Source organism: Burkholderia sp. WSM2230 (assembly GCF_000472445.1).
In the GTDB taxonomy this organism is placed as follows: Bacteria; Pseudomonadota; Gammaproteobacteria; order Burkholderiales; family Burkholderiaceae; genus Paraburkholderia.
Genome location: NZ_AXAJ01000016.1, coordinates 43043 through 69924, shown reverse-complemented (window position 1 = coordinate 69924; position 26882 = coordinate 43043). Strand labels below are relative to the sequence as shown.

The following is a 26882-nucleotide window of genomic DNA, read 5'->3' as shown; positions in this document are numbered from 1 at the left end:
CGCCGCAGCGATGGAACGGGAGCGTCAGACGGTTATTCCGCGTCGAGCCCGCATTCGCCCAGCAGCCATTGGCGGAAAGCGTCGACTGCGGGCGTGGCCGCGCGTTGCGTGACCAGCATATAGCCGCGCTCGGTGACGACCGGGACATCGAACAGTTCGACCAGTTGCCCCGTTGCAAGCAATTCGTCGACCAGCGGCGCCCAGCCGAGCGCAACACCTTGCCCCATGATCGCCGCATGAGCAACCAGTGTAAAGCTGTTGAACGTGATGCCCCGATGTGCAGCGGGCGCGGTAAGGCCATGCGCCGAGAACCAGTCGGCCCATGATAGCCACCGCGCGGGCTGCGTGGGCTCGAGATGGAGCAGCGGCAGCGCAAGCAGTTCCGACGGTGAGGCAAGCGGTGGATGCGCGGCGAAAAACGCGGGACTGCATACCGGCGTCACGCGTTCCGGAAAGAGCTTGATCACGCTGCGCGCGTTCCAGTCCGCATGTTCGTCGCCGAATGCAATCGCCACGTCCGCCTGGTCGTGCGACGGCTCGAACACGCTTTGGGAGGTGATGATCTTGACGTCGACATCGGGCATCAGCGCCTTGAATTGCGAAAGCCGGGGCATCAGCCAATAGGTTGCGAAGCCGAAGTCCGTGGACAGCGTGAGCGTTTGCGGCGTGCGGCGCGCGCGGATTTCGGCGGTGGCGCCGCGGATGGTATCGAGCGCATGACGCACTGCCTCGAAGAGCCGCTCGCCGTCTTCCGTGAGTCGCACGCCACGATGCCCTCGTTCGAAAAGCGGCGCGCCCAGCGTCTCTTCCAGTTGCACGATGCGCTGGCTCACGGCCGGCTGCGTGGAGCCCAGTTCGCGGGCGGCCGCGGTGAAGCTCGCAAGACGCGCGGCGGATTCGAACATCGTCAACGCCTGCATTGGCGGCAAGCGGTCCAGCCTCGACATAACGCCCCCTTATAGCCACATAACGAATTGCCGTCTTCACAGTGCCAAATTGACCGGCAATAGTGATGTTCATGCCGGGCACGAGCCGCTGGCTTCGCATTCAACAGCGTGAGCGATTGCGGTTCCCGTTGCAGTCGCACCGGCACGAGTACTTGCACTGACATTCATGATTTTATTCGAGGCGCGCTCCAATGCTTGACAGCAAAAAGAATATTCTCATTCTGATGGCCGACCAGATGACCCCCTTCGCGCTCGCCGCGTACGGACACCAGCTGACCAGAACGCCGAACCTCGACCGTCTGGCGAGGCAGGGCGTGGTTTTCGATTCCGCTTATTGCGCGAGCCCTCTGTGCGCGCCGTCGCGCTTTTCGTTTCTTTCGGGCAAGCTGCCGTCTGCAATCGGCGCCTATGACAATGCAGCGGAATTTCCGTCGCAAACGCTGACATTCGCGCATTACCTGCGTGCCGAAGGGTACCGCACGATCCTCTCCGGCAAGATGCATTTTTGCGGCGCGGATCAGTTGCATGGTTTCGAAGAGCGCCTCACTACCGACATTTATCCTGCGGACTTCGGCTGGACGCCGAACTGGGAAGACTTTCAAACGCGCCCTACGTGGTATCACAACATGAGCTCCGTGATCGACGCGGGCCCATGCGTGCGCACGAACCAGTTGGATTTCGACGATGAAGTGACGTTCACGACGCGCCAGAAGCTCTTCGACATCGCGCGGGAACGTCATGCCGGAAAGGACGCACGGCCGTTCTGCATGGTCGCCTCGCTGACGCATCCGCACGACCCGTACGCAATTCCGCAAAAGTACTGGGACATGTACGAGGACGAAGATATCGACATGCCCAGGCATCGCGATTCATTCGACGAAGCCGATCCGCATTCGCAGCGCTTACGCCACGTTTGCGAAGCCGATCGCACGCCGCCCACGGAGCAGCAGATCCGCAATGCACGCCGCGCCTATTACGGGGCAATCTCCTATGTCGACGATCAGTTCGGCGCGATTCTCGAAGCGCTTGAGCAGGCGGGGCTTGCGAACGATACGATCATCGTCGTCACTTCCGATCATGGTGAAATGCTCGGCGAGCGAGGACTCTGGTACAAGATGACGTTCTTCGAAGGCGGTTGCCGGGTGCCGTTGATCGTGCATGCACCGCAGCAATTCGACGCGCATCGCGTGCAGGCTTCGGTGTCGCATCTCGACCTGCTGCCCACACTCGTCGAACTGGCGCGCGGTGAAACGCCGTCGGCATGGCCCGATTCGCTCGACGGACATAGTCTCGTGCCGCATCTTCAGGGCGCGCACGGTGGTCATGATGAAGCCATCGGCGAGTACCTTGCTGAAGGTGCAATTGCGCCGATCGTGATGCTTCGGCGCCGGCGCTTCAAGTTCATTCACACGCCGGCTGACCCCGACCAGCTCTACGACGTGCAAGCCGATCCGCTCGAGCGCGTGAATCTCGCGTTCAAAGCTGAATACGCCACCGAAGTCGAAGCGTTCCGCAACGAAATTGCCGCTCGCTGGGATCTCGCCGCGCTGCACAAGCAGGTGCTCGAAAGCCAGCGCCGCCGCCGCTTTCATTTTGCTGCGACCACGCAAGGCGCGGTTGCGTCGTGGGACTGGCAGCCATTGGTCGATGCTAGCCAGCGTTACATGCGCAATCACATCGACCTCGATACGCTGGAGGCCATGGCGCGCTTTCCAGCTGTCGCGCACTGATCGGTTCCACAGGACAGCCGCGTCCCATACACGCTCACGATTCACCCACCCACAGGAAGCCGCGATGATGAACAAGCTATTCAAACAGGCGATATCCGGCGTAGCGCTGCTATGCGCGGCCGCGAGTTTTGCATCGGCCGCCGAGCCGCAATCGTGCATGCAGGTCAATATGGCAGGGCCCGGATGGACCGATATCGACGCAACGAATGCGATGACCGGCGTCGTGCTGAAAGCGCTCGGCTATAAGCAGAAGGTGGCGAATCTGTCGGTGCCCATTACGTATCAGGGCCTGAAAAAAGGGCAGATCGACGTGTTTCTGGGCAACTGGATGCCCGCGCAGGCGCCGGTCGTAAAACCTTTCGAGGAGGAGAAGTCGATCGTGGTCGTTCATCCGAACCTGAGCAACGCCAAGTTCACACTGGCGGTGCCCGACTACGTGGCGGCCGCAGGCGTCCACTCGTTCGCCGACCTCGCGAAGAATGCCGATAAGTTCGACAGCAAGATCTACGGCATTGAACCGGGCGCGCCGGCGAATCAGAACATCAAGAAGATGGTGGACGACAAGGCGTTCGGACTCGACAGCTGGAAGGTCGTGGAATCGAGCGAGACCGGCATGCTGACGCAAGTGGAGCGTGCCGTGCGCGAGAAAAAGTGGATTGTCTTTCTCGCGTGGGAGCCGCATGTGATGAACACCAAATTCAAACTGACGTATCTGGACGGAGGCGACAAGTACTTCGGCCCGAACTACGGCGGCGCCACCGTCAATACCGTGGCACGCACCGGCTATGCGGAGCAGTGTCCGAACGTGGGCCGTCTCTTCAGGCAGCTTACTTTTAACGTCGACCTGGAAAACGGCGTGATTACCGAAGTACTCGAAAAGAAGACCAGTGTCGATGTCGCCGCAACCGAAGCGCTCAAGCGTCATCCCGATCTACTCAAATCGTGGCTTGACGGCGTGAGCACGGCGAGCGGCGGCAATGGCTTGCAAGCCGTTCAGACTGCCCTTGGCGTGAAATAAAAAGGCAATTGCAATCGTAAGGTCGCGAGGCGACAGATTCATGTCGCATCCGATCGATTCGCCGTAAATCTGGACCCGTATTCTTGACTCGTCGATGCCCAGCCTGGCGGAATTTTATGCACGACAAGTAAAAGCCAGGCTCCATTGACCGGTCTCAGCCGGTTTCGAACTGCCCGTCCCGCGAGAAATGCCGCGCGCCTCACAACAGCGCGGCAGGGATCGCTTCATCCAACGAATTGCGCAGTCACAGAGCAGGGGAGAATCAGATGAAGAAGAGAAATACCGTCAGTCTTTCGGGACTCGCTATTGCAGCGAGCGCCGCATTTGCGCCCACGGCTGTCCACGCACAAAGCAGCGTCACACTGTACGGCATTGTGGATGCCGGCATCACCTACGTGAATAATGCCGGTGGCTCACACCAGGTCAAGTTCGACGACGGCATTTCATACGGCAACCGTATCGGCTTCAAAGGCACCGAGGATCTCGGCGGCGGCTTGCAGGCGGTATTCGTACTGGAGTCGGGTTTCCACCTGGGTAATGGGCAGTTGGGATTCGGTGGTGCGGAATTCGGCCGCCAGGCGTATGTCGGACTGAAGAACAGTTGGGGTACCTTGTCGTTTGGTAATCAGCTCGACATGACCGAAGAATTCGCCTACCTGTACAACATTTCCGCGTGGGCGAGCGGCTACGCGATCCACCAGGGCGACTTCGACCGCATGAACGGCGACCGGCTGCCCAATTCCGTCAAGTTCCTCTCCAACGATATATCGGGCTTTTCTTTCGGTGGCATGTACTCGTTCGGCAACACGGCGGGCGACTTCCATCAGAAGAGCGCATGGAGTGTGGGTGCGCGTTATGAGCATGGTCCCTTCAACATGGGCGCCGCCTATACGCAGTTGAACAATCCGTTCGGCATTTACGCATTCGATCCGTACGCGATGATCGGCACGCGTACTTTCCTCGGCAGACCGACCGTTTCTGTCGATCCTGCAACCGGGGCGGTAACAGATCTGTACAGCTCGACTTCGTTTCCAGTCGACAAGCAGGGCGCGTTTGCGGTCGGCGCCGCCTACACGATCGGCAATGTGATGCTGAGCGGCAACTTCACTTACACGACAATCAAGGGCCTCGGCCAAACGTCGCATATGCAGGTATATGAAGGCGGCGCTTCGTATACTTTCACACCGGCGTTGATGCTCTACGGCGGCTATCAGCACACGCGGTTTGAAGGCAACCACTGGAACCAGGGCTCGCTCGGGCTTCACTACCTGTTGTCCAAACGTACGGACGTGTACATCTCCGGCGATTACCTCCGCGCATCGGATGGCGTGAATGCGGTGATTGGCTATAGCTTTACGCCGTCGTCCACCAGCACGCAGGCCGACGTGCGTATCGGTATGCGTCATTCGTTCTAAGCTTTCGCAGCGGACTTCCGCAACGCGGCTGCGCTTCTCGACCGAGGTGCCTGGCGGCGTGTGGGATGCACTGATCACGCGGCGCGCCGATCTGGCCGTGGGCGCGGTCGGCGAGCCGCCGCGCGCGGCGGAAACGCGTCACCGGCGTGCGCGAGCATACGCGATGTTATCTCGCGTGGCGCGAGGATAAATGCGGGCACGCGTTGGATTGGTGGGTCGAGCAACTGGATAAGGAGGATCTGGTCAGGAGGTTGTTCGATTGCGTGGACCGCGGGTCTGACATGGCCGACCGCACTGTTCATCCCCGCTTCCCTTATAATCCGGCATGACCTCATCCGTTTCCCCCGCAGCAAGCTTACGCGCGGCGCCATCGGGCGCCCGTCTCATCGGTTCGTCATTCGCCCATAGCTCAGTGGGGCATTCGTCATCCACGCACGTGGAATGTACGCGCTATGAGCCGCACCTGGCGGTTGCATGAAAATACCCAAACGGCTCGCGCCACTCCTCGAAGAAGGGCTCATCGACGAAGTTGTCGGCCAGTTGATGAGCGGTAAAGAGGCGACGGTCTACGTCGTGCGCAGCGGCGACTCGACGCGTTGCGCAAAGGTCTACAAGGACGCGAAGCAGCGCAGCTTTCGCCAGGCCGCGTCGTATCGCGACGGCCGCAAGGTCAAGAACAGCCGGCAGGCGCGTGCGATGGAAAAGGGCACGCGCTACGGCCGTCAGATGCAGGAAGCGTCATGGCAGAACGCCGAAGTCGACGCGCTGTTCCGGCTCGCGAACGCAGGCGTGCGCGTGCCGCAGCCCTATATCTGTACAGATGGCGTGTTGCTGATGGAACTCGTCGTCGACGCGCTGGGCGATGTCGCGCCACGCCTGAACGACGTCGATCTGACTGAATCACGCGCGCTTGAACTGCACGCGCTGCTGCTCAACCAGGTGGTGCGGATGCTCTGCGCGGGGGTGATACACGGCGACCTGTCCGAATACAACATTCTGCTGGCAGCGGATGGGCCGGTTATCATCGATTTGCCACAAGCCGTTGACGCAGCCGGCAACAACGATGCGGCCTCCATGCTCAAGCGTGACGTCGACAACCTGGCCGCGTACTTCGGACGATTCGCACCACAACTACTCACCGCAAGTTATGGTGCCGAGATCTGGACTCTGTTCGAAGCGGGGCGGCTGCATGTGGACGCCGAATTGACGGGCCGCATAGAAGTCGACGCGCGGCCTGTCGATCTCGATGGTGTGCTGCAGGAGATCGAAGCGACACGCCTTGAAGAAGACGAACGATTGCGGCGACAACAGGAACTGAGTTCGGGCTAGAAACTGCGTTCGATGTCGCCGGAAATAGTACTGAAGCGTAGGACTTCGTGGCACCTCACTTCGCTTCTGAGCTAACGATCAAGCAGGGCTCTCATGCGTTCGCCTCACCAGCGGTAAAACCGCGGCCAGGTCTCGACACTGCCGTCCGTATTCACCGCCTGATAGGCCGGATGCTGCGCTCCTGTAGCACATGCATGGTTGGGCAGGATGCGTAGACGCGTCCCAATTGGAAGCCGCTTCTCGATCTCGTGGTCTGGTGTGCCGGTTCGGGAAATGATGCCGTGCTCCTGGTTCGCGCCACTCATCATGTACTCGCGCAGCACCTCGCCGTTTTCCAGACAGACCAATCTGTAACCAAAGTCCTGTTTCTGACGCTGCGTGCCGCGGTCGCGGCTCATTGCCATCCAGCCCGCCCAGCAGACCGTTCATCGCTCCGCGGCAGCTCGTGATCAACTGCAGCACATCATTGCAGCCGCCTTCCTGCTCGAGCGCGCGCTCAATAGCTTCCACCTGGTCCTTGATGCGACGCACACGATCGAGCAGATTCTGTTTCTCGCGAATCGTATGGCTCACCCGTAAGCTCCCGGCTATATAGGGTAGGGGGACGCTAACATAAACTAGAGCCCTTTTTCCGTCTGTCGCCTATTCTTGGTTTTTTGAGCCGCTTTTGCCGGAACACCTCATGACCGCTCGTTTGAATGCAGCTTTCACTGCGTTGTTTGCCGCCGCCCTGTTTGGCGCGACCACGCCACTTGCCAAGATTTTGCTGGGAACATTGTCGCCTTTCATGGTGGCGGGGCTGTTCTACCTGGGCAGCGGAGTCGGGCTCGCGCTGACGCTGCTGATCCGGCATTTTCGCCGCAGCGCACAGCAGAGAAAAGATGAAGGCCGCATTCAGATGGCCGAAGTGCCCTGGCTGGCGGGTGCGATCCTCGCGGGCGGCATTGCGGGTCCCGCGCTGCTGATGCTCGGTCTGGCCAGTACGCCCGCGGCAACGGGTTCACTGCTGCTGAATCTGGAGGGCGTGTTCACGGCCGTCATCGCGTGGGTCGTATTCCGCGAAAACGTCGACTATCAGGTGTTTCTTGGCATGGTCGCGATCGTGGCAGGCGGCGTGCTGCTTTCGTGGCAGCCCGGCGCTAACGGAATTCCCGCGGGCGCCATACTGGTTGCGGGTGCCTGCCTATGCTGGGCAATCGACAACAACCTCACGCGCAAGGTCTCGACCAACGACGCCACCGTCATCGCATGTCTGAAGGGGCTGGTAGCAGGCGTCGTCAATCTTGGTATCGCTCATCTGATGGGCGACCGGTTCCCGGACGCGTTGCACATGGTGTCGGCGATGGTGACGGGATTCGCCGGATACGGCGTGAGTCTCGTGCTTTTCGTCATTGCGTTGCGCAATCTGGGCACTGCCAGGACGGGCGCCTACTTTTCCGTCGCACCGCTTTTTGGCGTCGCGCTGTCAGTGGTCTTGTGGCCGGAGATGCCGTCCATTCTGTTCTGGTGTGCCGCTCTACTCATGGGCATTGGCGTCTGGCTGCATCTGCGGGAACGCCACGAACACCGTCATACGCACGAACAGTTGGCGCACACGCACCGGCATCGTCATGACGAGCACCATCAGCATGAGCACGATTTCGATTGGGATGGAACGGAGCCGCACGCACATCCGCACGTTCATATGCCGATCACTCATACGCACGCGCATTTTCCGGATATTCACCATCGTCACTCGCATTGATCGGGAAGCCTTGGAACACGGCGCTTGTTGATCAATCTGTTCGAAACGGCCGTGGTGCAGGCATTGGGCCACCCCGCGCGAGCATGTGTGACGGCGGCGTTCTGCGGAAAGGCGCTGGCCGTCGAGCACGACGCCGGATGCAAAACGCGAGTCGCGCGGCCTTCCAACTAGTTCGGATCCACGCCGGTGGCCACGCCGAACGAAGGCCGCTTGCGGCGCGCGAAATAGGAACCGACGACAACGAGGGTCACCGACACCGTGAACCAGAACTGAAATTGCGAACCGGGATTGAACGCTTGCGAAACCAGCACCGCGACGAGCGCAAGCAGCGCCACCCAGTTCGAATACGGATAGAACCAGGCCTTGAAGGCCGATGGATCGCTGCGCTCCTGCTTTGTCTGCCGCCGCATAGCGAGGTGCGCGACGATGATGAAGATCCACACGATCATGACGAACGCGCCGCTGCTCTTCGCCAGCATGAGGAAGAGGTCGCCGCCGCTCACGAAGTGGACGGCCAGGATCATCACGCAGATCGCGAAGCACAGGGCGAGCGCATTGATCGGCACGCCTTTCGAATTGGTCCGCGCAAACAGCGCCGGTGCGTGACCGCGCTGGCTGAGCGAGAACAGCATGCGCGAGTTGGAAAACAGAAACGAGTTCATCACCGACATGAACGACACGAACAGCACGACCTTCATCGCGATGGCGGCGCCGGTGAAGCCGGCCGTGCTGAAAAGGGAGACGTATGGCGATTTCAGGTTGGCCTTGTCGGTCCACGGCACGCAGAGGATCAGGATCGACACCGAGCCGATGTAGAACACCATCACACGCACGATGACGCTCTTGACGGCCTTGACGACGTTCTTGCGCGGGTTCTCCGATTCACCTGCGGCCACCGCTGCGATCTCGCTGCCGCCCAGCGAAAAGATCACGACGATGATGCCGGCGAGCACGGGCGAAATGCCCGTCGGCATGAATCCGCCGTGCTCCGTCAGGTTCACCAGTCCGGGCGCGGGAATGTTCGGCTGCAGCCCCAGCAGGATCGAAATGCCGAGCGCCATGAAGATGACGATTGTCGCGATCTTCGCAAACGACAGCCAATACTCGGCCTCGCCGAACGAGCGCACGGAATACGCGTTGCTTGCGATCAGCGTCAGCAGCATGAAGAGCGCGCCACCCCAGACCGGCAGCCACGGCAGGAAATCGTGCAGAATAGCGCCGAGCAGAATCGCTTCGAGCGTGATGGTCATCATGGACTTGAACCAGTACAGCCAGCCGACTGCATAGCCGGCCCACTCGCCGAGATAGGCGCTGGCATACGTGGAGAATGAGCCGCTGTCGGGATTGCGGGACGCCATCTCGCCGAGCATGAACATGACCAGCGTGACTATGATGCCGCCCACAATGTATGACAGGATCGCAGCGGGTCCTGCGATCGCGATGATGGCGCCCGACCCGACGAATAGGCCCGCACCGATCACGCCGCCTAGCGCGATCATTGTGATGTGCCGCTGCTTGAGGCTCTGCCTCAATCTGTTGTCCTGCATCTCCTGCGTCCTCTTTTCTTTTGTGAAGGGCGGCGGCCGATGCCGGTCAGATGTGTGCTCTGACGAAAACGACTGCCCGGTCCAAAATTGTGGGCAACTATTCGGGTCTTCGCAAACGACATCTGCTCACTATGTCTTGCGGTTTTCTCATCAGCGAAAGCGGTCGGGGCTTTGACCCGTCAAGTTATGTCGTCCGTTGGAACGAACGGTCATGGGCCACAAGGACAACACCATGTCCGCTAAGCGCGTTGCCTTCGTCACTGGCGGCATGAGCGGCGCGATCCATGCGGCTGCGCCATTCAACTCAGTCTCGTATCCAACACGCTCGATGAAGGCCAGACGGTTGGCGAAAGGGACGTCTGCGCGAAGGGCAAGTGTCCAGCGCGAAATCGAGGATTGATTTTCGGCCTTTTCAGATGCTGTAACACCGAAGTTTGGCCCGGTGGTCACGTGTGTAGCCTCATAGGGGCTCCCGCGTTTGATCTGGTCCGCCACGTCGAAGTCAATCGGAAAGAGCAGGGACTTCCCTTCGTCCTCGACGACCAGCCGGATGGAATTCACCGGCACACCTCGCAATCGGCGTCACCCCGACACCTTGTGAATCTGCGATTCGCCACCCGGTCTATAGGGAGAAGGGGGCATCCGCTTGCCCTGTGCGTTGGATCGCGCGCAGGCAGGCCAGTGGGCCGCCCTGGACAATCTGCGCCGCGCACGCAAGCATCAGGTTGACGGGAAGTCCAAAGTCTTCGACGAGATAGCCGCGCTCGCAGAGTCCGCCGAGCGCTGTCGCGGTGCACGGCACGCGCTCTCGCAGTGCGCTCAGATCGTCGCGATAAGCCCATATCGGCTTTCCGAACGCGGCGGCAAACCCGATCTCGAACGCGGTTCCACTGTCCGGCTCGCCCACGCCGCGGAAGTCGCCGACATTGGCCATGACGTCTTCAGGCGTGAAACCGAACTCCGCCACAGTCGCGCGCACTTTTTCGAGCTCGGGCGCGGCTTCTTGCTGCCTCGTTTGCGCGATCAGTTTTTCAAGCTGCTCCTGTTGGCGAGCAGTCCTTTGTAACGTGTCATTGTCTTGAGTTTCCGTTGGGAATGGTGGACGATTCTACCAGGCGCCAACTGCTGTGAAGTGCCCGACCGGGCTTGTGCGAATTGCTATGGTGGTTCCGGTCGTTCCGAGCGGCACCTCACCTTCAACATCTGCAGTCTCAATCATCGATGAAAAGAATTTCTGTCCGCCGCTCGAGCGTTCACGGTCGCGGCGTCTTCGCGCTGCGGCCGATATTCGCCGGCGAACTCATCCTCGAGTACACGGGCACGGTGATGAGCTGGAAGCGAGCAGTAAGTCGCCATCGCCGGTTCGGAGAGCAGGGCCATACCTTTCTCTTTGGACTTGCCGACGGACGGGTCATTGACGGTTCACTCGGCGGCAACAGCGCGCGTTGGCTCAACCATGCCTGCGTCCCGAACTGCGAGGCCGTCGAGGAACATGGAAGGGTCTACATTCACGCGGTGTCGGATATCGAGCCCGGCGACGAGCTCTTCATCGCATACGGACTCACCACAGAAGGCCGCGCCTCGGCAGCGGTACGGGCGCAGTACGCATGCCGTTGCGGTCACCGTTGTTGCCGCGGAACGATGCTGGCTGAGGTGCGACGCGCGCCCAGGCAGTACGGTTGACGGCGCGGCGCCCTAGATCAAGGGGGCGTTATTACGAACGCCGACGGATGGTTGCCGGCAAGCCAGCCAGGTACCCGGCCCTTGGTCGCGATCGCCGTTCGTCGGCCATAGCTCAATGGTCGGTCGGGCGAGCAGATTCCGGGCGCACTGCCTCAACGCGACCCAAAGGGGACGGCCAGCTTTCCGCGAAGCGGACATCCAGCGGTCCTGCTAGGCCCCGTAGAAGCAGTAGAACCGCTCGATTGGGGCTTCGACCGCAAGCGCCTGAAGCGGGAAGCTACACACCAGATCTTGAAAGTTTGCTACGCACGATAGCCGTCGTATGAAATCTTCCACGACGCCGACTCTGACCGCGCCATGGCGATCCAGAAATTGCCCCCACAGAGGCATGTTGCGGAACCGCGATTCGGCAACCTTGGCGCTCGCAACGTATTCATCTGGAAAGCACCGTTGATAAGCGAGTAGGTTATAGAGCCACGAAGTTCCGGCAACGTGCGTCGCTTCTTGCTGGTTGTGCCTTACGTGATCGAAAAGCGAGCGGAGTTCCGCAAGCCGCACAGGTAGACGGTCGATGCTCAAAGGAGAAACTGCCGCTGGCTCAATATTTTCGAAGTGGATACGCACGCATTCCGCATCCTGCATGGCGTATGAAAAGCAACCGACCGTGGCAACCGTGGACTGCGTCTGGGTAACGTCAGTTCTCGCAAGATAGAAACGGTATGTCCAATCGTACAAGTCAACGGATTCGCTCAAGCCGTCCGCATAGCACCGCCAGATCGGATGATGTTGATCAAAGGCCCGACCGAGCGCGAAGCGAACGTAGATATTCGTATAGTCGAGCAGCGCCTTCTCGATTGGAATATCAAGCAGAGCGACAACGGTCTGTGCAAATCGGATCTGCAGGTCGAAGAACTCCTTGCTGTATCGCATCTATGCGGCCTCCCGAGGGAAGGATTGGCATTGCCCAGAAGCGACATCGTCGCGGGGCGTTCGTACAGAGCGTTGTGCGGCTTTGTAGTAACGGCCGCTGCATAGCATTCTGCGAACTCGGAATACGCTACACGCCCGATAGGCTGCTTCGATTCAGTCATCTCTGTCGCGCGCAAACTCTGCGTCAAAGGGAAGTTGTGGCGATTGTGAACGATCTGAGCATCGGTGTCGAACGGCCGGTTATGGCCGAACCACGTCCGCTGCCCCAACGACCGCTGATCGTAAGCAATATGCGAAAGCCAAAGCTATCGCAGCAACACGCCTTCGCGGATCTCGACGGGCCGCCCAACTACCCACGACAGATTACGCTCACCATGTCCTATGGGTAAGCCCCCGTAGATTGGGACGCCGACCGGCGCCAGCACGTCGAGCAGCACGTCCTCGAGCGAGTAGTCGGCCCCGGCTGGTAACGGACAGCGGACGAATTCTCCGAGCACAATCGCACGCGCGCCATCGAGGATGCCGGCGTGACGTAGCGTCATGATGCTGCGGTCAAGGCGGTATGCAAGTTCCGTAACGTCCTCCAGCACGACAATCGAGTCGCGAAAGCTAGGCTGCCAACGGCTGCCGGCCGTGCTGGCAAGTACCGTGAGGTTGCCGCCGACAAGAGGCCCTTTGATCGAATCAGCTGGCCCATGCAGACGTTCGAGCGGCAGCGGCGCCGGCGTGACCCCTGTGAGCGCATCGAGAACACTGCGGCGCGACATGTCGTCAACTTTCGTCGCCAGGCCGTTGAGCGTCGGGCCGTGAATCACAGCGATGCCGGGAATTTGCCGCAGCGCGTGAAAAAGCGCGGTCACATCCGAAAAGCCGATCACGGTTTTCTCGCATGGCACGGTAGCGGGAAGCGCTGGCAGCACATGCGCACAGCCATAGCCGGCGCGTGCCGTCCAGACGATATCCACCGCCGGGTCCGACAACGCCGCAAGCAGATCGCCAGTGCGATGCTGATGGAATCCCGCGAGATACCGGAACCTGTCAGCCACGTGCGCGCCCACGGAGACAGAAAATCCCCAGTTCTCGAGCAGCGACACCGCCTGCGCGAGGTTATCCATGTCAGGAATGCCCGCCGGCGCGACGACCGCCACCCGTTTGCCTTTCACTGTCACGTCGATTCCTCCATTGTGTTGACGGTCGACGGATGCCAAGGTCTTTGTGGGGAACGCTGAGCCATGCTCCAAGCAAGAACCCGCTTTCGTCCTGGAAGACAGACATCGCTGCGTCTAGTCGACTCCTTGGTTTGTGCAGTGCGCCTATTTTGCTATTTTCCTGTTTGAAGCATAAGTTGACCGGCCACAACTGGCCGCCCGCCGGCTTATCCTGCTTTCAACACAGCGGGCCCGATTTCCCTATCCGTAAGCCCAAATCGCGCCATGCTCGTGCGATGATCCGGTGATCCGAGATACGAACGAAGTCGCCGATTCACCGCCTTTACGAGATCGACGTTCTGTCGGTTGAATGAAAACGCTCCCAGCGGAGGCGTCCGCCGCCCGCCGTTCGTTTGCCGCTCGTGCGAGACGGCCTCGATCACCGAGTTGCCCATCCGGCTTGCAACAATCCGATTTCCTAAGGCCGTACTCGCATAAGCGTCGATCGCACCGGATAGAACGGCCGCGACTGCGTCGGCTTGCTGCTCGAAAATGACGATTTGCTCCTTCCTCACGCCTGACGCTACCGCCGAATCATACTGAACCTGTCCGGCAACGATGCCGAGGCGCACATCACGACATTCGGCTATTGAGGAGTAGCTGTTGAGCGCTCTGGGGTTTCCAGGTCGAACCAGAAAGCCGTCCTCGATTCCCCACACCGGCAGGCTGAACGCGACTGTATTGGCACGCTGCGGTGTCACAAAGAGAGGAACGTTCATGTCCCAGCGACCTGCTTCAACGCCGGGTAGCAGTTCGCTGAACGTGGTCAGACAATGCTCGATCCTGGTGACGCCGATCTCTCGCAGGATCGTGCGCGCGAGCTCGATGTCAGCGCCGGTAGCGGTGCCGTCCGCTTCGGTCCAGCCAAACGGAGGCTCTTCGATGTACGCAATCGTTACCTTCATCGCTTCATCTCGCAGACCGAAAACGGCCGTCAGGTCCACGGCCGATTGTTAAGAATCTTACTCACTTGTATAAATGGGCGGTTCTTGCACGAACGCGGCGATCCGTGTCGTCATCAACCTGGAACCAAACCGACCGTCATTCAACGAAGCAAATGGAAGCGACACAACGTTATGCAAGGACACTTGTGATCTCCATCCGGACCAAGACCCGACAATGCGCCGAGTGACGTTCACACGCCAACTTGTCGATTCTCCCACCGCTTGTCGGGATTGTCGGCAATCCCGACTCACATGCCGAGCGTCCCCTCACAAGCAACGTCAAAAGGCCTTGTACCGGCTCAACTCCAAACCTTGGCCTACCGGCACCGAAAAACTGGACATTCCCGGGACTGAGCGAACGGCTTGACAGTACTCAGCGGCATGTTCGCGGTTGGGGGAGATATTGTCGGCCACGATGATTGCTCCCGCATTAAGCTTCGGAGCAAAAGCGGACAGGCACGGGACGTAAAGATTTTTCCACAGGTCAAGAAGAACAAAATCGACACGCTCGTCCAGGTCGGCAATCATCGCTACGGCGTCGCCAACGCGATAGTCGACGTAGCGAGCCAGTCCGGCTTTATCAGCCATGCCCTGTGCAAACGTGGATTTGTAGTCGGCGAGTTCCATGGTGATGACCTTACCGCCGCTAGCTCGCGCCGCATCCGCGAGCCATACGCTTGAATAGCCATAAGATGTCCCGATCTCGAGAATCGTTGGCTTATCGAGGCTACGAGCCAGCAGATTGATGAACTGCCCCGTTTGCGGCCCGACCGCGAGGATGCGTTCGTCTCGCTGGCCTTCTTTGGGCATTAAGGTGCCGCTCTCCCGCTTTTTCTGCTCTTCTGCAAGCAATTGATCGTATTCGTAGAGAACGTTTGAAAGTGCGTGGTCCATTCTATCCTCGATGTGAAGTGGATGAGCAAGCATGAGCAGCGAGCGAGCCTGAACTCAACTTGAAGGACCATATACGGTATTCGGTGTTCCCGGTCACCACGACTTCATCTGTTACGTTGGCTTACTTGCGCTGGCGTACTCCCTGAAAAGGCGGGACACAGTCCGCCACTTACGATAGCGCGTACGGACCGCTTACTGCGCACTCCGTGCCGGGCGAGCGCGCAACACTGAGTGAGCATGATTCGCCTTCCGGATCTCACGCAGTGACGAGGGATGTCCCGGGCTACGATCGTCGCTACGGTCCGCGCGTCGCCTGTTCTTTGTTCGAAGGTCAGTAGCCACTTTTCTCAGCGGCGTCGGCGCTCGCTTCTTTTGCGTCTTTGTAGGTAGCAAGAAGTTTGTTCGCTGCTCCTGTCAGCAGACTCACGTCAGTTCCGATAGCCACAAAAGTTGCTCCAGCCGCCAGATAATCGCGTGCGTACGCTTCGTCCGGAGCCAGCACGCCTGCTGTTTTCCGACCTGCCGGACCAGTTCGATTCCGTTGCGAATCGCCTCCCCGTATCTCGCGGCACTTCCGAACGAGATTGGAGACACCACTTTCCTGACCATTCGCGCCGGATGGGACTCTGTGGCGATCGAGCGAAAGACCGGCTCTTATCCGATCAAGGTGCTCGCCATCGATGTCGGTACGCGCCGCCCATTGGGCGTGAGCATCGCGGGCGTCATGCTGCTCGCTTCGATGCCGCGCGAGGAAGCGGATCACATCTGTGACATGAACGCCGCGCGTCTGCCGCCCGACGGGCCGTCGATGGACGCGCGATCACGAAGCCGCCCGTGTGCTGCGACAGGTGACGAGGAAAGCCGAGCCGCTGCGCGGCAAGCGTCGCCCACTGCTGGATCATCGGCGTCTCGGGATGGAGGCCGCTATCCACGAATCGCCGGATCAGGTCCGCGCTTGAATCGAACCGGTGATGTTCCTTTGCAACGCGGTCAACGATGACGGGATCGATGCCGAGCGCCTTGCCCGAATCGCGGATCGCCGAGCGCGGGCGGTAGGTCGTCACCGCCGCCGCGAGTGCGGCGCGCGTGCGCGAGTACTTCCGGTAGATGTACTGGATCACCTCTTCCTGCTGTTAATTGATGTGTCAGACGCGTACCGCTTGACCGGTTATGCGCAGTGGACTAATATGGACTAAGTCCACTAGGAGCAGTTATGCAGACAGTCAACATTCATGAGGCGAAGACTCAATTTTCGCGGCTGGTCGATGCCGCGGCCAGCGGCGAGGAAATCGTCATCGCCAAGGCCGGCAAGCCGGCCGCCCGGCTCGTGCCGATGGAGCGGGCGAAGGTCACGCGGCGGTTCGGTGGCCTCAAGGGCAAGGTCCGCATTGCGGATGACTTCGATGCCCCGCTTCCCGATGATGTGATTGCTGCATTCGAGGGTCGTTGATGCGCCTGCTTCTTGATACACACGTCTACCTTTGGTCGGTCATGGACGACCGCAACCTGACCAAAGCGGCGCGCAAGCTGATTCTGGAAGCTGACGAAGTCTATGTAAGCAGCGCGAGCATCTGGGAGGCTTCGATCAAGGTCGGTCTTGGCAAACTTGAGGCCGACGTCGATATGCTTGTTTCGGAAATCGAAGCCAGCGGATACCTGGAACTGCCGGTACGCGCCGTTCATGCGGCATTGGTTCGTAATCTGCCTGGCATTCACCGCGACCCGTTTGACCGGCTTCTGGTTGCGCAGGCAATGTCCGAGCCGTTGCGGTTAGTCACTTCGGACGGCCATCTCTCGAAGTACACCGATCTGGTTATTGGTGTGTAAGAAAAAGCATGCGATTCATCCCAACGGTCTACTCGAAAAGTGGCGGCACACTGCCGCGCACCGATGCGCGCGCCAAAGCTGACTTCATCAGGCAGCATATGCGGCACGGCTGGACCGAAAGCGATGCGACGGCACGCTACGAATTGTGGGCTGAGCAGGCCATCGACACCAGCCCGGACATGGAATGAACAATACCTTATGCGTCGTCAGTTGCGGAAACACCGTTTCCACGAACTTGTGCCGATCACCAGCAGCAGTTCCGCGCCGATATACCGCATAGGACGCAGCAGGCTGAGGCGATTGGCCTTCACCGAGAAAACTGCAATCAGGCGTGCGTCATCCCCAACAACACCGGCTGTTCGGGGCTTGCGGTCGGGGAGGGCGCAGCCGCAGAGCAAAGCGCGAGCGCGGCTCATTCCACTGATACCCCTAGCGGCTGCGCTTGCGGTTCCTGGCCGGCACGTCCACGTCCGTCGGCACGCGATCCCAGGCGAGTTCGATCGCCTGAAGCGCGCTCAGGACGATCGATCGGTTCAGCGCCGCAGCCAGCACACCATCGCGTTCAGCGTAAGCCTCGCATAGGCGCTGATGATCCGTGCACGAGCGGTGCAAACGCCCGGGCAATGACGTACTCAAGCGACGCAGCCGGTTAATCCGCATCCGCATGGAATCCAGCACCTCCTTGAAGATACCGTTGCCGCACACCCGCAACTCTTCATCGCGAAAGGCCACATTGGCCCAGAAGTATCCGTCCACGTCCCCCTTCGCCGCAACGTCGGCGAGACGCCGATGGGCGGCCCATAGCGATTCAATGTCGGCGTCGCTCGCGCGAGCGGCGATCCCAGCCGACACTTCCGCGTAGAGAATCGCACGCAGATGATAGATCTCGCGCACTTCCTTCAACTGGACCGCCGAGACTCGCGGTCGCCGGCGTGGCGACCAGTCCACCAGCCCTTCGCGGCTCAGCACGAAGAGCGCTTCGCGCACGGGCGTGCGGCTCACATCGAACCGCTTGGCCAGATCGACGGAGTTCAGATCGTCGCCCGGCAACAGGCGACCTTCGATGATGCCGCGCGACACCCAGTCGACGATCTCTTTCACCGACGACGATTCGCCATCATCCTCGAGTACGCTTCTGTCGACATTTTGACTCATCCAAACTCCTTCCGACCCGTAAGCCTGTCACAGGTATCGATATTCTTGCACTCGTTTTGCTTGCCATCGTAACGCCGACTTGTTTAGACTGCGTAAAGTGTCGACACTATGACGGACGCGACACTATCTTACAAGAAGCTATGGAGACGCCACGCATATGGCTCCAGGTCTCAAGCCGGCATACCGCCGGTTCCCACGGCGTCGTCTGCTAGGAGCGGCGGGCGCGCTTGCAGCGCTGTCGTTTGGACCGCTGCGCGCCGCGATCGGCGCGAACGAGGAAGCGTCCGGCAGCCCGAGCGGCGCCGACTTGACGGGCCAGCTTGCGAGCTACATGGTAGCGGCGCGCGACGCGCCCTTGCCTGACACGGCAATGCTCGCGTGCAAGCACCGCATTCTCGACACCTTCGGCGCGATGGTGTCCGGTTCGCGGATGCGCCCGGGCATGATGGCGTCGAAATACGTGCGCGGTCTAGGCGGCGAGCCGCAGGCGTCGGTGATCGGTTCCAGCTTCCGCACGACGACAGTCAACGCCGCGTTTGCCAACGCAATGTGTGCGCACTCGGACGAAACCGACGATTTCGAGCCCGTCACCAAAGCGCATCCCGGCAGTTCGGTCGTGCCGTCCGCGCTGGCCGTCGGCGAGTATGCAGGCCAAAGCGGCGAGGCGATGCTGCGTGCGGTCGCGCTTGGCTATGACCTCGCGTGCCGTCTGTTGATGGCACTCGGTCCCGACCTCGTGCGCGGTTCGCATCGCAGCGCGGAGGGAACGTCGTCGACGTTCGGCGCCCTCGGCGCCGCGGCATCGCTTGCGAGGCTCGACGAAACGCAGATGCGCTACGCGCTCTCGTACTCCGCGCAACAGGTGTCGGGACTGTGGAGCTGGGTCAAAGACAAGGATCACATCGAGAAGGCTTTCGACTTCGCCGGCATGGGCGCACGCAACGGCGTCGAAGCAGTGGAGATGGTGCGTTCCGGCATGACGGGCGTGTTCGACGTGCTCGACGGCAAGCACAACCTTTTCATCGCGCTGTCGATGAAGCCGCAACCGCAGGCGATGCTCGACGGTCTTGGCAGCCGCTTTTACGTGACCGAGACGGCCATCAAGACATTTTCGGTCGGCTATCCGATCCAGTCCCCGCTCGACGCGCTGCTCAGCCTGCGCAAGCAGTACGGGCTGACGCCGGAGAACGTGCGCGCGATTGCCGTGAGGATTCCGCCTGACGCCGAGGGGATCGTCGGCGAAAGCGCGATGCCCGATGTGAATTGTCCGCATCTGGTGGCGCTCGCACTTGTGAAAGGCGCTGTGTCGTTTCGCGACAGTCATGACGTCGCATTGATGCACGATCCGGTGATCGTCGCGCAACGCGCCAAGGTCACTGTACAAGCCGACGAATCGTTGCGAGATCCGGCAGCGCCGCGCGGCGCGAGAGTGCAAGTCACGTTGACGGACGGCCGCACCGTGGAGCACTACACGCGCTTTCCCCCGGGCACGAAAGAAAACCCGCTGTCCACCGATGCCGTCAACGCAAAAGCCCGCGATCTGATGTCGCCGATTCTCGGGACGGCGAGAACATCAAGGCTCATCGAGGCGATCAACCGCCTGGAAACGCTCAAGGACGTTCGCGAACTCAGGACGCTAATTACGGCGTGACGAGCGCGCTCGTGCCACGCTGCTTGCGGCTGCTACTTCGGCTCATGCGCGCGGCTTCGTTGCGACGAGCCACACCGCCGAGCTTCCGACGAATCAAAGACCCAAAACCGAAGGAATCAAAACCATGTCGTTTCTAGACCGGCGTAACTTTCTGAAGACCGGCGCCATGGGCGCTTTGGCCTCCGCTACGGCTTCTACCGCTGCATTCGCGCAATCGTCGGGGACGTCTACGGCGACCTCGGCTTCTGAAACCACGGGCGCCACCCCCGTGCGTCCGCCGAAAGTGACGCGCATTCTCGCGGAGTTCATCGTCAAGACTGGCTACGAAGACTTGCCCGCACCGGCGCGCAAGGAAGGCGTGCGCACGCTGATGAACTGGGTCGGCGTGGCGGTCGGCGGCTCCCACGACGAGACCGTGAACCGCGCCGTTGCCGCGCTCATGCCGTTCTCGGGGCCGCCGCAGGCGAACGTGCTGGGCCGCTCCGAGCGCTTCGACATCATGAACGCGGCCTTCATCAACGGTGTCAGCAGTCATATCTTTGACTACGACGATACGCACCTGAAGACGATCATTCATCCCGCCGGGCCTGTCGTCTCCGCAATTCTCGCGTATGCGCAGTACCGCTCCGTATCAGGCAAAGACTTCCTCAACGCGCTCGTGCTGGGCGTCGAAACCGAATTGCGGATCGGCAACGCGGTATATCCGAATCATTACGATGTGGGTTGGCACATCACGGGCACTTGCGGCGTCTTCGGCTCGGCGGCAGCCACCGGCAAGCTGATGGGCTTGAGCACGCAGCAGATGGTGTGGGCGTTGGGACTCGCCGCGTCGCAGCCGGTCGGCTTGCGGGAATCGTTCGGCTCGATGAACAAGAGTTTCAATCCCGGACGCGCAGCCGCGAATGGTATTTTCGCGGCGCTTCTGGCGGGTCGTGACTATACAAGTTCGGATGGCATGATCGAAGCGAAGCGCGGCTGGGCGAACACCATCAGCACCAAGCAGGACTATCGGGAGATTACCCAAGGCCTCGGCTCGCATTACGAGTCGACGCTCAACACCTACAAGCCGTTCGCTTGCGGCATCGTGATTCATCCTTCGATCGATGCGGCAATCCAGCTCCGCAACCAGTACAACCTGAAGCCCGATCAGATCGACCGCGTCGATCTGCGCGTGCATCCGCTCGTCATCGAACTGACCGGCAAGAAGACGCCGCAGATCGGTCTTGAGGGAAAGTTCAGCATTTATCACGCTGTGGCAATCGCGGTGATCGACGGGGCGGCTGGAGAAAAGCAGTTCAGCGATGCCAAGGTGCGCGATCCGGCCACCGTGGCGTTGCGTGAGAAGGTGAATGCGATGATCGACCCGGCGATCAAGCCGGAGCAGGTCGACATGACGATCACGTTGAAGGACGGGCGCAAGCTGCACAAGTTCATTGAACACGCGATAGGCAGCACGCAGGTGCCGATGACCGATCAGCAACTCGAGAAGAAATTCGCCGATCTCGCGGAGGGAATCCTTTCCCCGCAGCGAACCCGCGCATTGATGGACAAGTGCTGGCAGGTCGAACAACTGGCAAGCGCGGGCGATATCGCCCTGGCCGCGTCGCCGCAGTGAGCGGCAAAGGCGGGCGCGGGCGCCCCTTCCAGAAGAGACCGTAGCCGGGGGCGGCCCGCATCGCGAATTGGTCAGTGGGACCGGCTGTCGGTCGGCTCGTGCGCCCGCTTCGACGTCGGCGCGCGCTACAGGACCCAGGTGTTCTGTCATGACGCGGCGATTTGCTGCACGGTGCAGAGCGTTCTTTGGACAGCGCTTATTTGGCTTGTACCTACGGCGGATCTGACGGGTGGCGAGCGGCGCACGTTCTCGCTGTAGGCGACGGCCGACCTCCGGCTCAGGGCTTGCGCGATACCGCGCGGGAGTGCGGCGGCTTCCACTACTGATTACAATCGAAGGCCGTCAGCCGCGCGCTCATCCGCATCAGCACGCCGTTCGTCCGTGACGAGCTGTAACTCGCACGAAGGCTTCGATGGCGATCGCGCTTTTGCGAGATCGGATTGAAAAAATCTCCGCCGGTAATTTGGGTATGCGTCCTCGCCAGCCGAGGCGATCAACGGGACGTTCGGGCCTCGAGGGTTCTGGTTTCGCTGAGCCGAGCCGATTCTTGCCGCGAATTCAACGCCGCGCTCCAGCACCCCCGAAGTAGCGAAGAAACGTTCTTCACTCGGTGTGTTGGCGGCCCGTTCAATGTCACCATTCGCGCGCGGCGACGGACGTTCGCACGCCGCGTCGCACACGGGTTGTCGATCAGAAGTCCGTCGTCACCGAGAACCACGCCGTACGAGGCTGCGCTTGCGTCAGATAGCCGCCGAGCGCCGACGACCAGTACGAGCGGTTCGCGAGGTTCGTCACCATCACCTTGAAAGTCGTGTCGTGCTTGTAGAGCTGCGTCTTGTAGCGCGCGCCCACGTCGAAGCGCGTCCACGACGGAATTTCCTGCGTGTTCGCCGTGTTCAGGAACTGCGGACTGGTCCAGACCGCGCGGCCCATCAGCGTGAGGCCGTTCAGTTGCGGCACATCGTACTCGATGTTCGCGTTGACGGTCCACGCCGGCACGCCAATCGGACGATTGCCTTCGGTGCTGTCGGACGTGTCGAGCAACTTCGCATTGATGTACGACACGCCGCCGATCAGACGCACGCCCTTCAACGGCTCGCCGTACATCGAGAACTCGATACCGCGGTGTTGCTGGAAGCCCGCCGCCGCGTAGATGTTCGTCGCGGCGTTGGTGTAGGCGACCTGGTTCTTGATCTGATAAGCCGCCAATGCGGCGCCGTAGTGGTTCGCGTCGTATTTGACGCCCACTTCGTACTGCTTCGCGCGGAACGGCGAGGTCGCCTCGCCGACGTTGGCCGTGCCGGCCGGCGCCGTGCTGCCTGCGATCAAACTTTCAGCGCGGTTCGCGTAGATCGACAGATTCGGCTGCAGCTTGTAGACGACGCCGAAGATCGGCGTGGTCGCCGATTCGTTGTAGGCCGAGTTCTGTACTTCCGTGCCGTACCCGTAGCCGTTTTGCAGGATGTCCTGATGACGCGCGCCAACCGTGAACAGCAGGCGGTTCTGGAAGAAACCGAGGGTGTCCGACACGACGAAGCTGCGCAGCAGGATCGAGGTTGTCAGGCCCGGATCGGAGAAGTCGCCAGCGGCATATGTCGTGCCGGGGATCGCAACCGTCGCCGTGTTGTACAGGCTCGTCGACCACGGCAGGCCGTAGCTCCAGTTATAAGCACCATACTCCGCAATGCGTTCGAGCTGCCAGCCCGCATTGACCTGGTTCGAAACCGGGCCGAGATCGAACTTCCCGCGCACGCCCACTTGCGCCGAAATCGCGTTTTCCTTGAACAGGGTGTTCATCCGGTATGCGGTCGTCGCGCCCGCATCGTAGGTGGGCGTCTCGTACTGGCCGAGTTCGGTCGTATGCCGGGAACCGACGCCCGCGTAGGCGGTCCAGTTCGGCGTGATGTCGTATTCGCCGCGCAGCATGCCAACCGTGTCTTCGGTCTTCGAATAGGTCCACGGCTGCCCGTAGTTGTAGCTTGCCGACGGCGTAGAAGGCATGTCGTCGCCCACCACGAACACGCCCGGACGACCGCCCGTGACGTTGTTCTTCTGATAGAGGAAGTCGCCGTACAGACGGAACTTGCTGCCGCGATAGTCGAGTGAGATCGCGGTCTGCTGCGAGTGGTTGTCCTCGTTCTGGATCGCCGTGCTACCGCCCACCACGGTCTGGTTCACGCGAATGCCGAACTGGTCGTTGTCGCCGAAGCGGCGGCCCACGTCCACGTGCGTGCCGAGTTCCCCGGACGCGCTGCCTTCGACGGTCACCTGCGTGAGCGGTCTGTCGTCGGCAACCTTGGTCTGCACGTTGATCGTGCCGCCCACGCCCGACGCGCCGGGCGCCGCGCCGTTCACGAACGCGCTGGCGCCCTTGAAGATGTCGACGCGCTCGATTGCGCCGGTATCGACCATCTGGCGCGGCGTGAGGCCGAAGAAGCCGTTCAAGCCCACGTCATCCGAATACACCTGGAAGCCGCGGATAATGTAGGTCTCGGAGAAGTTGCCGTAGCCGAACGCGGTGCGCACGGCCGGGTCGTTGGCGACCACGTCGGCGAGCGTTTGCGCCTGCTGGTCCTGAATCAGTTTCGCCGTGTAGCTCGTCACCGAGAACGGCACGTCGAGCATCTTCTGCTTGCCGAGCACGCCTATCGACGCGCCCTTCGCCACCTGTCCCCCGGAGTAGGTCGGCGCCAGATCGCCGGGCAGCGCCGCGGGCGCCCCCTGAATCCTGATCGCCGGCAGCGTGCTGTCCGGCTTCGCGGTAGTGCTTGTGCTGGTTCCGAGGTCCGTGCTGTCCGTCGATTGCGCGAACGCCGGCGCCGCCGCGAGGAACAGCGCCGTCACCGCCGAAGCGATAGTCAGCGCGCGAAAGCTTTTGGACGAAAGCACCAAAGTATGTGCCGAAGAGGCTGCAGTGACGCGTGTGTTTTTCTGATGATTCATAGCCGTGGTCTTCGGCCAGCTTCTGGAAGAAGCTGGCCTTTATAGAGCGGCCGCCGGCGTACATGTATGCAAAACGTCGGGCCGCAGGTGTAGGTCGCGGCGGATTATAGCTTAATGCGAACGATTCGCATTAAATATTTAGCGGGTTTCCGGGACTTATTACAGAGAGGTTTCGGTGTCTCGTCGGTTCGCTTACGGGCCGGATGTAGGGCGCGGCGAAGCTCGACCGGTGCAGTCATCAGCGGTAGTCCGGCGCAGTACACCTTTCGCGACCGAGCCTCCTGGTTCGCGGCCCGCATCAAATTGACAGGGTAGGCACGCAGGCAATCTTCGCGTCCGACCTTTCGTAGTATTTACAAAACTTCCAGTCGCGCACTTGAGGCAACGACTTGACCGCAAAATGGTGCCTCGAGGCCGAGCACACTGATGGGTGTCACGCCGTCTGGTTCAGGCTGGAGACCTGCAAAATTCTGCAGAATACGGGAACAATTTTCTGCAAACCGAGGGAACGCAAGAATCGGTGGAGTCTACGCATTTGACTTTACATAATATAGATTATCACCCGAATACCTTGTAGCGGCTAAGTTGTAATGTCCGATTTGAGCCAGTTAGAAATGTCCGGTTCAGGGCTTCCCGAGGCGCATGCTATCGACGGGCGAAAGCCACGTCCGCCGACATGCAGAGCGCCATCACGGCAGCGCGCGACGCATTCGACAACGGCCCCTGGCCCCGAATGACGCCGCAGGAACGCGCGGTCTATCTCGAGAAATTCGCACAACGCCTGGAAGCGCTGAACGATGACTTTGCTCGCATGTGGTCGATCGAGACCGGGATCGCATACAAGGTTGCCCAGCCGCGTATCGGACTGTTCATCAGCGGCGCATTTCGCCAGTACGCGGAAATGGCATCGACCTTCCCGTTCGTCGAGGAACATCGATAGGTTACCGGGAATCTGGGCTATCGCGTCTACGAGCCGGTCGGCGTCGTGGGCGAAATCATTCCCTGGAACGGTCCCGCCGGCCTAATGGCATACAAGACCGCGCCGGCGCTGCTCGCAGGCTGCACGCTCGTGATCAAGTCGTCTCCCGAAGCGCCCTGCTCGGCCTACCTGTTCGCCGAGATTTCCGAAGAGATCGGATTGCCGCCCGGTGTGGTCAATGTCGTGACGGCCGATCGCGACGTACCCGAGGAACTGGTCCGCCATCCCGGCGTCGACAAGATCACATTCACGGGATCGACGGGTGCCGGGCGCCGGATCGCTTCGATCGCCGGTGATCGCGTTGCACGTGTCACGCTCGAACTGGGCGGCAAATCGCCCGCGGTCATTCTCGACGACTACGATATTGAAACCGCAGCGAACCTGCTCGGGTCGTCCTATTTCGGCTACAACAGCGGGCAAATCTGCCACAGCCTGACGCGGATCATCGTTCCCCGTGCGAAGCACGATGCGATGATCGAAGCGTTGTCGAACATCGCGAAAAAAATCGTGGTGGGCGATCCGTTCGCGCCGGAGACGACCTCGGGCCCGCTCGCGAGCGCACGGCAACGGGAGACGGTCGAGCGATTCGTCGCTAAAGGCATCGCAGAGGGTGCAACCTTGGCAGCCGGTGGCGAGCGGCCGACCGAGCTGACACGCGGGTTCTTCTTCGAGCCGACCGTATTCGGCAACGTAGACAATCGTTCGACGATCGCGCAGGAAGAGATATTCGGGCCGGTGTTGAGCGTCATTCCTGCCGACGACGAAGCCAGCGCGATACAAATGGCAAACGATACCCCGTTCGGTCTGAACGCGGCGGTCTTCACGAACGATAGCGCCCGAGCACTGCATGTGGCGCGGCAGATCCGCTCGGGTACGGTCGGCCACAACGGCCCGCGCACCGATTTCTCGATCGGTTTTGGCGGATTCAAGCAATCGGGTATCGGACGTGAAGGTGGTGTCGAAGGCCTGATCGCGTTTATGGAATCGAAAACCATTGTCATGGCTTGACAGGCCTACTCGTTCAGATAGGCCCTTGCGAAGCTGCGACGCCAGCGCGGACCGAGGATGGCCGATGCGGGACGCCACAGGCGCCGCATGTCGAGAATGTCGCGACGGCCTTCGGTGGTCAGGAATCCGATCTTCGGCAGCGGCACATCATCTTCCAGGGGACAAGCCGGCCCTCGCATTGTCAAGCTCAACTTACATGTGTAGTTGTGGCGCGGCGCTTGTCGATGGCCCACGCGGTTCCTACCATTTGAACCTGACAGCACGCGTCGCGAATGCCATTTCGCGAGTCGTCCAACGCCCCGCTTGACGCCGACG

22 protein-coding genes and 6 pseudogenes are annotated in these 26882 nt (G+C 60.7%); 14 read left to right on the top strand and 14 right to left on the bottom strand.

Features of this window, described 5'->3' with window-relative positions; translation table 11 throughout:
* Nucleotides 1–32 precede the first annotated feature (32 nt).
* Nucleotides 33–947 carry a choline sulfate utilization transcriptional regulator gene (locus A3AC_RS0124695; RefSeq protein WP_025602135.1) on the bottom strand — a complete coding sequence of 305 codons (915 nt, stop codon included), beginning with the start codon at nt 945–947 and terminating at the stop codon, nt 33–35.
* A gap of 191 nt (nt 948–1138) precedes the next feature.
* Here A3AC_RS0124695 and betC point away from each other — a divergent pair, with 191 nt between their 5' ends.
* The 5 genes and pseudogenes from betC to A3AC_RS0124670 all read left to right on the top strand — a co-directional run bounded on the left by betC (nt 1139) and on the right by A3AC_RS0124670 (nt 6439).
* The gene (betC, locus tag A3AC_RS0124690) at nt 1139–2677 is read left to right on the top strand and encodes a choline-sulfatase (RefSeq protein WP_025602134.1); all 1539 of its coding nucleotides are present in this window, start codon (nt 1139–1141) and stop codon (nt 2675–2677) included.
* Nucleotides 2678–2741: 64 nt separating this feature from the next.
* Nucleotides 2742–3695 carry a choline ABC transporter substrate-binding protein gene (locus A3AC_RS0124685; protein ID WP_035475797.1) on the top strand — a complete coding sequence of 318 codons (954 nt, stop codon included), beginning with the start codon at nt 2742–2744 and terminating at the stop codon, nt 3693–3695.
* A gap of 266 nt (nt 3696–3961) precedes the next feature.
* Nucleotides 3962–5110, top strand: coding sequence for a porin (locus A3AC_RS0124680; RefSeq protein ID WP_025602132.1), 1149 nt, complete (start codon nt 3962–3964; stop codon nt 5108–5110).
* A 22-nt stretch (nt 5111–5132) separates the two neighbouring features.
* Nucleotides 5133–5439: pseudogene (locus tag A3AC_RS31110) on the top strand (hypothetical protein); the annotation flags it as partial.
* 145 nt (nt 5440–5584) lie between these two features.
* Entirely contained in the window at nt 5585–6439 is an 855-nt protein-coding gene (locus A3AC_RS0124670; protein WP_025602131.1) for a PA4780 family RIO1-like protein kinase, read from the top strand.
* A 104-nt stretch (nt 6440–6543) separates the two neighbouring features.
* Here A3AC_RS0124670 and A3AC_RS0124665 read toward each other — a convergent pair.
* Nucleotides 6544–6852 (bottom strand): annotated as a pseudogene (locus A3AC_RS0124665) (DSD1 family PLP-dependent enzyme); the annotation flags it as partial.
* Between the two features lies 1 nt (nt 6853).
* A pseudogene (locus tag A3AC_RS30240) lies at nt 6854–7012 on the bottom strand (metal-sensing transcriptional repressor); the annotation flags it as partial.
* Between the two features lie 109 nt (nt 7013–7121).
* Here A3AC_RS30240 and A3AC_RS0124655 point away from each other — a divergent pair.
* Nucleotides 7122–8183, top strand: a complete 1062-nt coding sequence (locus A3AC_RS0124655; RefSeq protein ID WP_025602128.1) for a DMT family transporter — start codon at nt 7122–7124, stop codon at nt 8181–8183.
* 167 nt (nt 8184–8350) lie between these two features.
* Here A3AC_RS0124655 and A3AC_RS0124645 read toward each other — a convergent pair whose 3' ends face one another.
* The 3 genes from A3AC_RS0124645 to A3AC_RS30235 form a co-directional block, all read right to left on the bottom strand.
* Complete coding sequence (locus A3AC_RS0124645; RefSeq protein WP_025602127.1) at nt 8351–9730, bottom strand: amino acid permease; 1380 nt, start codon at nt 9728–9730, stop codon at nt 8351–8353.
* 150 nt (nt 9731–9880) lie between these two features.
* Nucleotides 9881–10291, bottom strand: coding sequence for a hypothetical protein (locus A3AC_RS0124640; protein ID WP_198018034.1), 411 nt, complete (start codon nt 10289–10291; stop codon nt 9881–9883).
* Between the two features lie 61 nt (nt 10292–10352).
* Nucleotides 10353–10709 (bottom strand): nucleoside 2-deoxyribosyltransferase, encoded by a 357-nt coding sequence (locus A3AC_RS30235; RefSeq protein ID WP_232231983.1) that lies wholly within the window; start codon nt 10707–10709, stop codon nt 10353–10355.
* Between the two features lie 242 nt (nt 10710–10951).
* On the opposite strand from A3AC_RS30235, the gene A3AC_RS0124630 reads away from it, so the two are divergent.
* Nucleotides 10952–11413: an SET domain-containing protein gene (locus tag A3AC_RS0124630; RefSeq protein ID WP_025602124.1), complete on the top strand. Its 462-nt coding sequence runs from the start codon at nt 10952–10954 to the stop codon at nt 11411–11413.
* A 210-nt stretch (nt 11414–11623) separates the two neighbouring features.
* Here the strand turns inward: A3AC_RS0124630 and A3AC_RS0124625 are convergent, their stop codons facing one another.
* The 4 genes from A3AC_RS0124625 to A3AC_RS0124610 all read right to left on the bottom strand — a co-directional run bounded on the left by A3AC_RS0124625 (nt 11624) and on the right by A3AC_RS0124610 (nt 15389).
* Complete coding sequence (locus tag A3AC_RS0124625) at nt 11624–12343, bottom strand: hypothetical protein (protein ID WP_025602123.1); 720 nt, start codon at nt 12341–12343, stop codon at nt 11624–11626.
* 305 nt (nt 12344–12648) lie between these two features.
* Nucleotides 12649–13512, bottom strand: coding sequence for a S66 peptidase family protein (locus tag A3AC_RS0124620; RefSeq protein ID WP_025602122.1), 864 nt, complete (start codon nt 13510–13512; stop codon nt 12649–12651).
* A 206-nt stretch (nt 13513–13718) separates the two neighbouring features.
* The gene (locus A3AC_RS0124615) at nt 13719–14456 is read right to left on the bottom strand and encodes a transporter substrate-binding domain-containing protein (RefSeq protein ID WP_025602121.1); all 738 of its coding nucleotides are present in this window, start codon (nt 14454–14456) and stop codon (nt 13719–13721) included.
* Nucleotides 14457–14774: 318 nt separating this feature from the next.
* Nucleotides 14775–15389: an O-methyltransferase gene (locus A3AC_RS0124610; protein ID WP_025602120.1), complete on the bottom strand. Its 615-nt coding sequence runs from the start codon at nt 15387–15389 to the stop codon at nt 14775–14777.
* Nucleotides 15390–15930: 541 nt separating this feature from the next.
* On the opposite strand from A3AC_RS0124610, the pseudogene A3AC_RS31335 reads away from it, so the two are divergent.
* A pseudogene (locus tag A3AC_RS31335) lies at nt 15931–16101 on the top strand (IclR family transcriptional regulator); the annotation flags it as partial.
* Nucleotides 16102–16186: 85 nt separating this feature from the next.
* On the opposite strand, the pseudogene A3AC_RS0124600 reads toward A3AC_RS31335, so the two are convergent.
* Nucleotides 16187–16522 (bottom strand): annotated as a pseudogene (locus A3AC_RS0124600) (error-prone DNA polymerase); the annotation flags it as partial.
* Between the two features lie 80 nt (nt 16523–16602).
* On the opposite strand from A3AC_RS0124600, the gene A3AC_RS0124595 reads away from it, so the two are divergent.
* From A3AC_RS0124595 to A3AC_RS0124585, 3 genes are read left to right on the top strand one after another with little or no spacing between them, the layout of a single operon-like run.
* Nucleotides 16603–16839: a type II toxin-antitoxin system Phd/YefM family antitoxin gene (locus A3AC_RS0124595; protein ID WP_025602117.1), complete on the top strand. Its 237-nt coding sequence runs from the start codon at nt 16603–16605 to the stop codon at nt 16837–16839.
* Nucleotides 16839–17216, top strand: a complete 378-nt coding sequence (locus A3AC_RS0124590; protein ID WP_025602116.1) for a type II toxin-antitoxin system VapC family toxin — start codon at nt 16839–16841, stop codon at nt 17214–17216. Before A3AC_RS0124595 ends, A3AC_RS0124590 begins: the two co-directional genes overlap by 1 nt.
* Nucleotides 17217–17224: 8 nt before the next feature.
* On the top strand, nt 17225–17404 hold the full coding sequence (locus tag A3AC_RS0124585) for a hypothetical protein (RefSeq protein ID WP_025602115.1): 180 nt from the start codon (nt 17225–17227) through the stop codon (nt 17402–17404).
* A gap of 241 nt (nt 17405–17645) precedes the next feature.
* Here the strand turns inward: A3AC_RS0124585 and A3AC_RS0124575 are convergent, their stop codons facing one another.
* Nucleotides 17646–18371: a GntR family transcriptional regulator gene (locus A3AC_RS0124575; protein ID WP_025602114.1), complete on the bottom strand. Its 726-nt coding sequence runs from the start codon at nt 18369–18371 to the stop codon at nt 17646–17648.
* Nucleotides 18372–18528: 157 nt separating this feature from the next.
* Here A3AC_RS0124575 and A3AC_RS0124570 point away from each other — a divergent pair, with 157 nt between their 5' ends.
* Together A3AC_RS0124570 and A3AC_RS0124565 are read left to right on the top strand one after the other, a co-directional pair.
* Complete coding sequence (locus A3AC_RS0124570) at nt 18529–20022, top strand: MmgE/PrpD family protein (RefSeq protein WP_025602113.1); 1494 nt, start codon at nt 18529–18531, stop codon at nt 20020–20022.
* Nucleotides 20023–20146: 124 nt separating this feature from the next.
* Complete coding sequence (locus A3AC_RS0124565; RefSeq protein WP_025602112.1) at nt 20147–21637, top strand: MmgE/PrpD family protein; 1491 nt, start codon at nt 20147–20149, stop codon at nt 21635–21637.
* Nucleotides 21638–22327: 690 nt separating this feature from the next.
* On the opposite strand, the gene A3AC_RS0124560 is transcribed toward A3AC_RS0124565, so the two are convergent.
* Nucleotides 22328–24580, bottom strand: a complete 2253-nt coding sequence (locus A3AC_RS0124560; protein ID WP_025602111.1) for a TonB-dependent siderophore receptor — start codon at nt 24578–24580, stop codon at nt 22328–22330.
* A gap of 658 nt (nt 24581–25238) precedes the next feature.
* On the opposite strand from A3AC_RS0124560, the pseudogene A3AC_RS29510 reads away from it, so the two are divergent.
* Nucleotides 25239–26567 (top strand): annotated as a pseudogene (locus tag A3AC_RS29510) (aldehyde dehydrogenase); the annotation flags it as partial.
* Nucleotides 26568–26572: 5 nt separating this feature from the next.
* Here A3AC_RS29510 and A3AC_RS30555 read toward each other — a convergent pair.
* Nucleotides 26573–26713, bottom strand: coding sequence for a hypothetical protein (locus A3AC_RS30555; RefSeq protein ID WP_156924662.1), 141 nt, complete (start codon nt 26711–26713; stop codon nt 26573–26575).
* Nucleotides 26714–26882: the final 169 nt, after the last annotated feature.

Coding starts and splice junctions, on each gene's coding strand:
- A3AC_RS0124625 (WP_025602123.1), bottom strand. CDS start 12,343: ATGCGATACAGCAAGGAGTTCTTCGACCTGCAGATCCGATTTGCACAG.
- A3AC_RS0124585 (WP_025602115.1), top strand. CDS start 17,225: ATGCGATTCATCCCAACGGTCTACTCGAAAAGTGGCGGCACACTGCCG.
- A3AC_RS0124680 (WP_025602132.1), top strand. CDS start 3,962: ATGAAGAAGAGAAATACCGTCAGTCTTTCGGGACTCGCTATTGCAGCG.
- A3AC_RS0124590 (WP_025602116.1), top strand. CDS start 16,839: ATGCGCCTGCTTCTTGATACACACGTCTACCTTTGGTCGGTCATGGAC.
- A3AC_RS0124595 (WP_025602117.1), top strand. CDS start 16,603: ATGCAGACAGTCAACATTCATGAGGCGAAGACTCAATTTTCGCGGCTG.
- A3AC_RS0124570 (WP_025602113.1), top strand. CDS start 18,529: ATGGCTCCAGGTCTCAAGCCGGCATACCGCCGGTTCCCACGGCGTCGT.
- A3AC_RS0124610 (WP_025602120.1), bottom strand. CDS start 15,389: ATGGACCACGCACTTTCAAACGTTCTCTACGAATACGATCAATTGCTT.
- A3AC_RS0124695 (WP_025602135.1), bottom strand. CDS start 947: ATGTCGAGGCTGGACCGCTTGCCGCCAATGCAGGCGTTGACGATGTTC.
- A3AC_RS0124630 (WP_025602124.1), top strand. CDS start 10,952: ATGAAAAGAATTTCTGTCCGCCGCTCGAGCGTTCACGGTCGCGGCGTC.
- A3AC_RS0124575 (WP_025602114.1), bottom strand. CDS start 18,371: ATGAGTCAAAATGTCGACAGAAGCGTACTCGAGGATGATGGCGAATCG.
- A3AC_RS0124670 (WP_025602131.1), top strand. CDS start 5,585: ATGAAAATACCCAAACGGCTCGCGCCACTCCTCGAAGAAGGGCTCATC.
- A3AC_RS0124560 (WP_025602111.1), bottom strand. CDS start 24,580: ATGAATCATCAGAAAAACACACGCGTCACTGCAGCCTCTTCGGCACAT.
- A3AC_RS0124615 (WP_025602121.1), bottom strand. CDS start 14,456: ATGAAGGTAACGATTGCGTACATCGAAGAGCCTCCGTTTGGCTGGACC.
- A3AC_RS0124655 (WP_025602128.1), top strand. CDS start 7,122: ATGACCGCTCGTTTGAATGCAGCTTTCACTGCGTTGTTTGCCGCCGCC.
- A3AC_RS0124685 (WP_035475797.1), top strand. CDS start 2,742: ATGATGAACAAGCTATTCAAACAGGCGATATCCGGCGTAGCGCTGCTA.
- betC (WP_025602134.1), top strand. CDS start 1,139: ATGCTTGACAGCAAAAAGAATATTCTCATTCTGATGGCCGACCAGATG.
- A3AC_RS0124645 (WP_025602127.1), bottom strand. CDS start 9,730: ATGCAGGACAACAGATTGAGGCAGAGCCTCAAGCAGCGGCACATCACA.
- A3AC_RS0124565 (WP_025602112.1), top strand. CDS start 20,147: ATGTCGTTTCTAGACCGGCGTAACTTTCTGAAGACCGGCGCCATGGGC.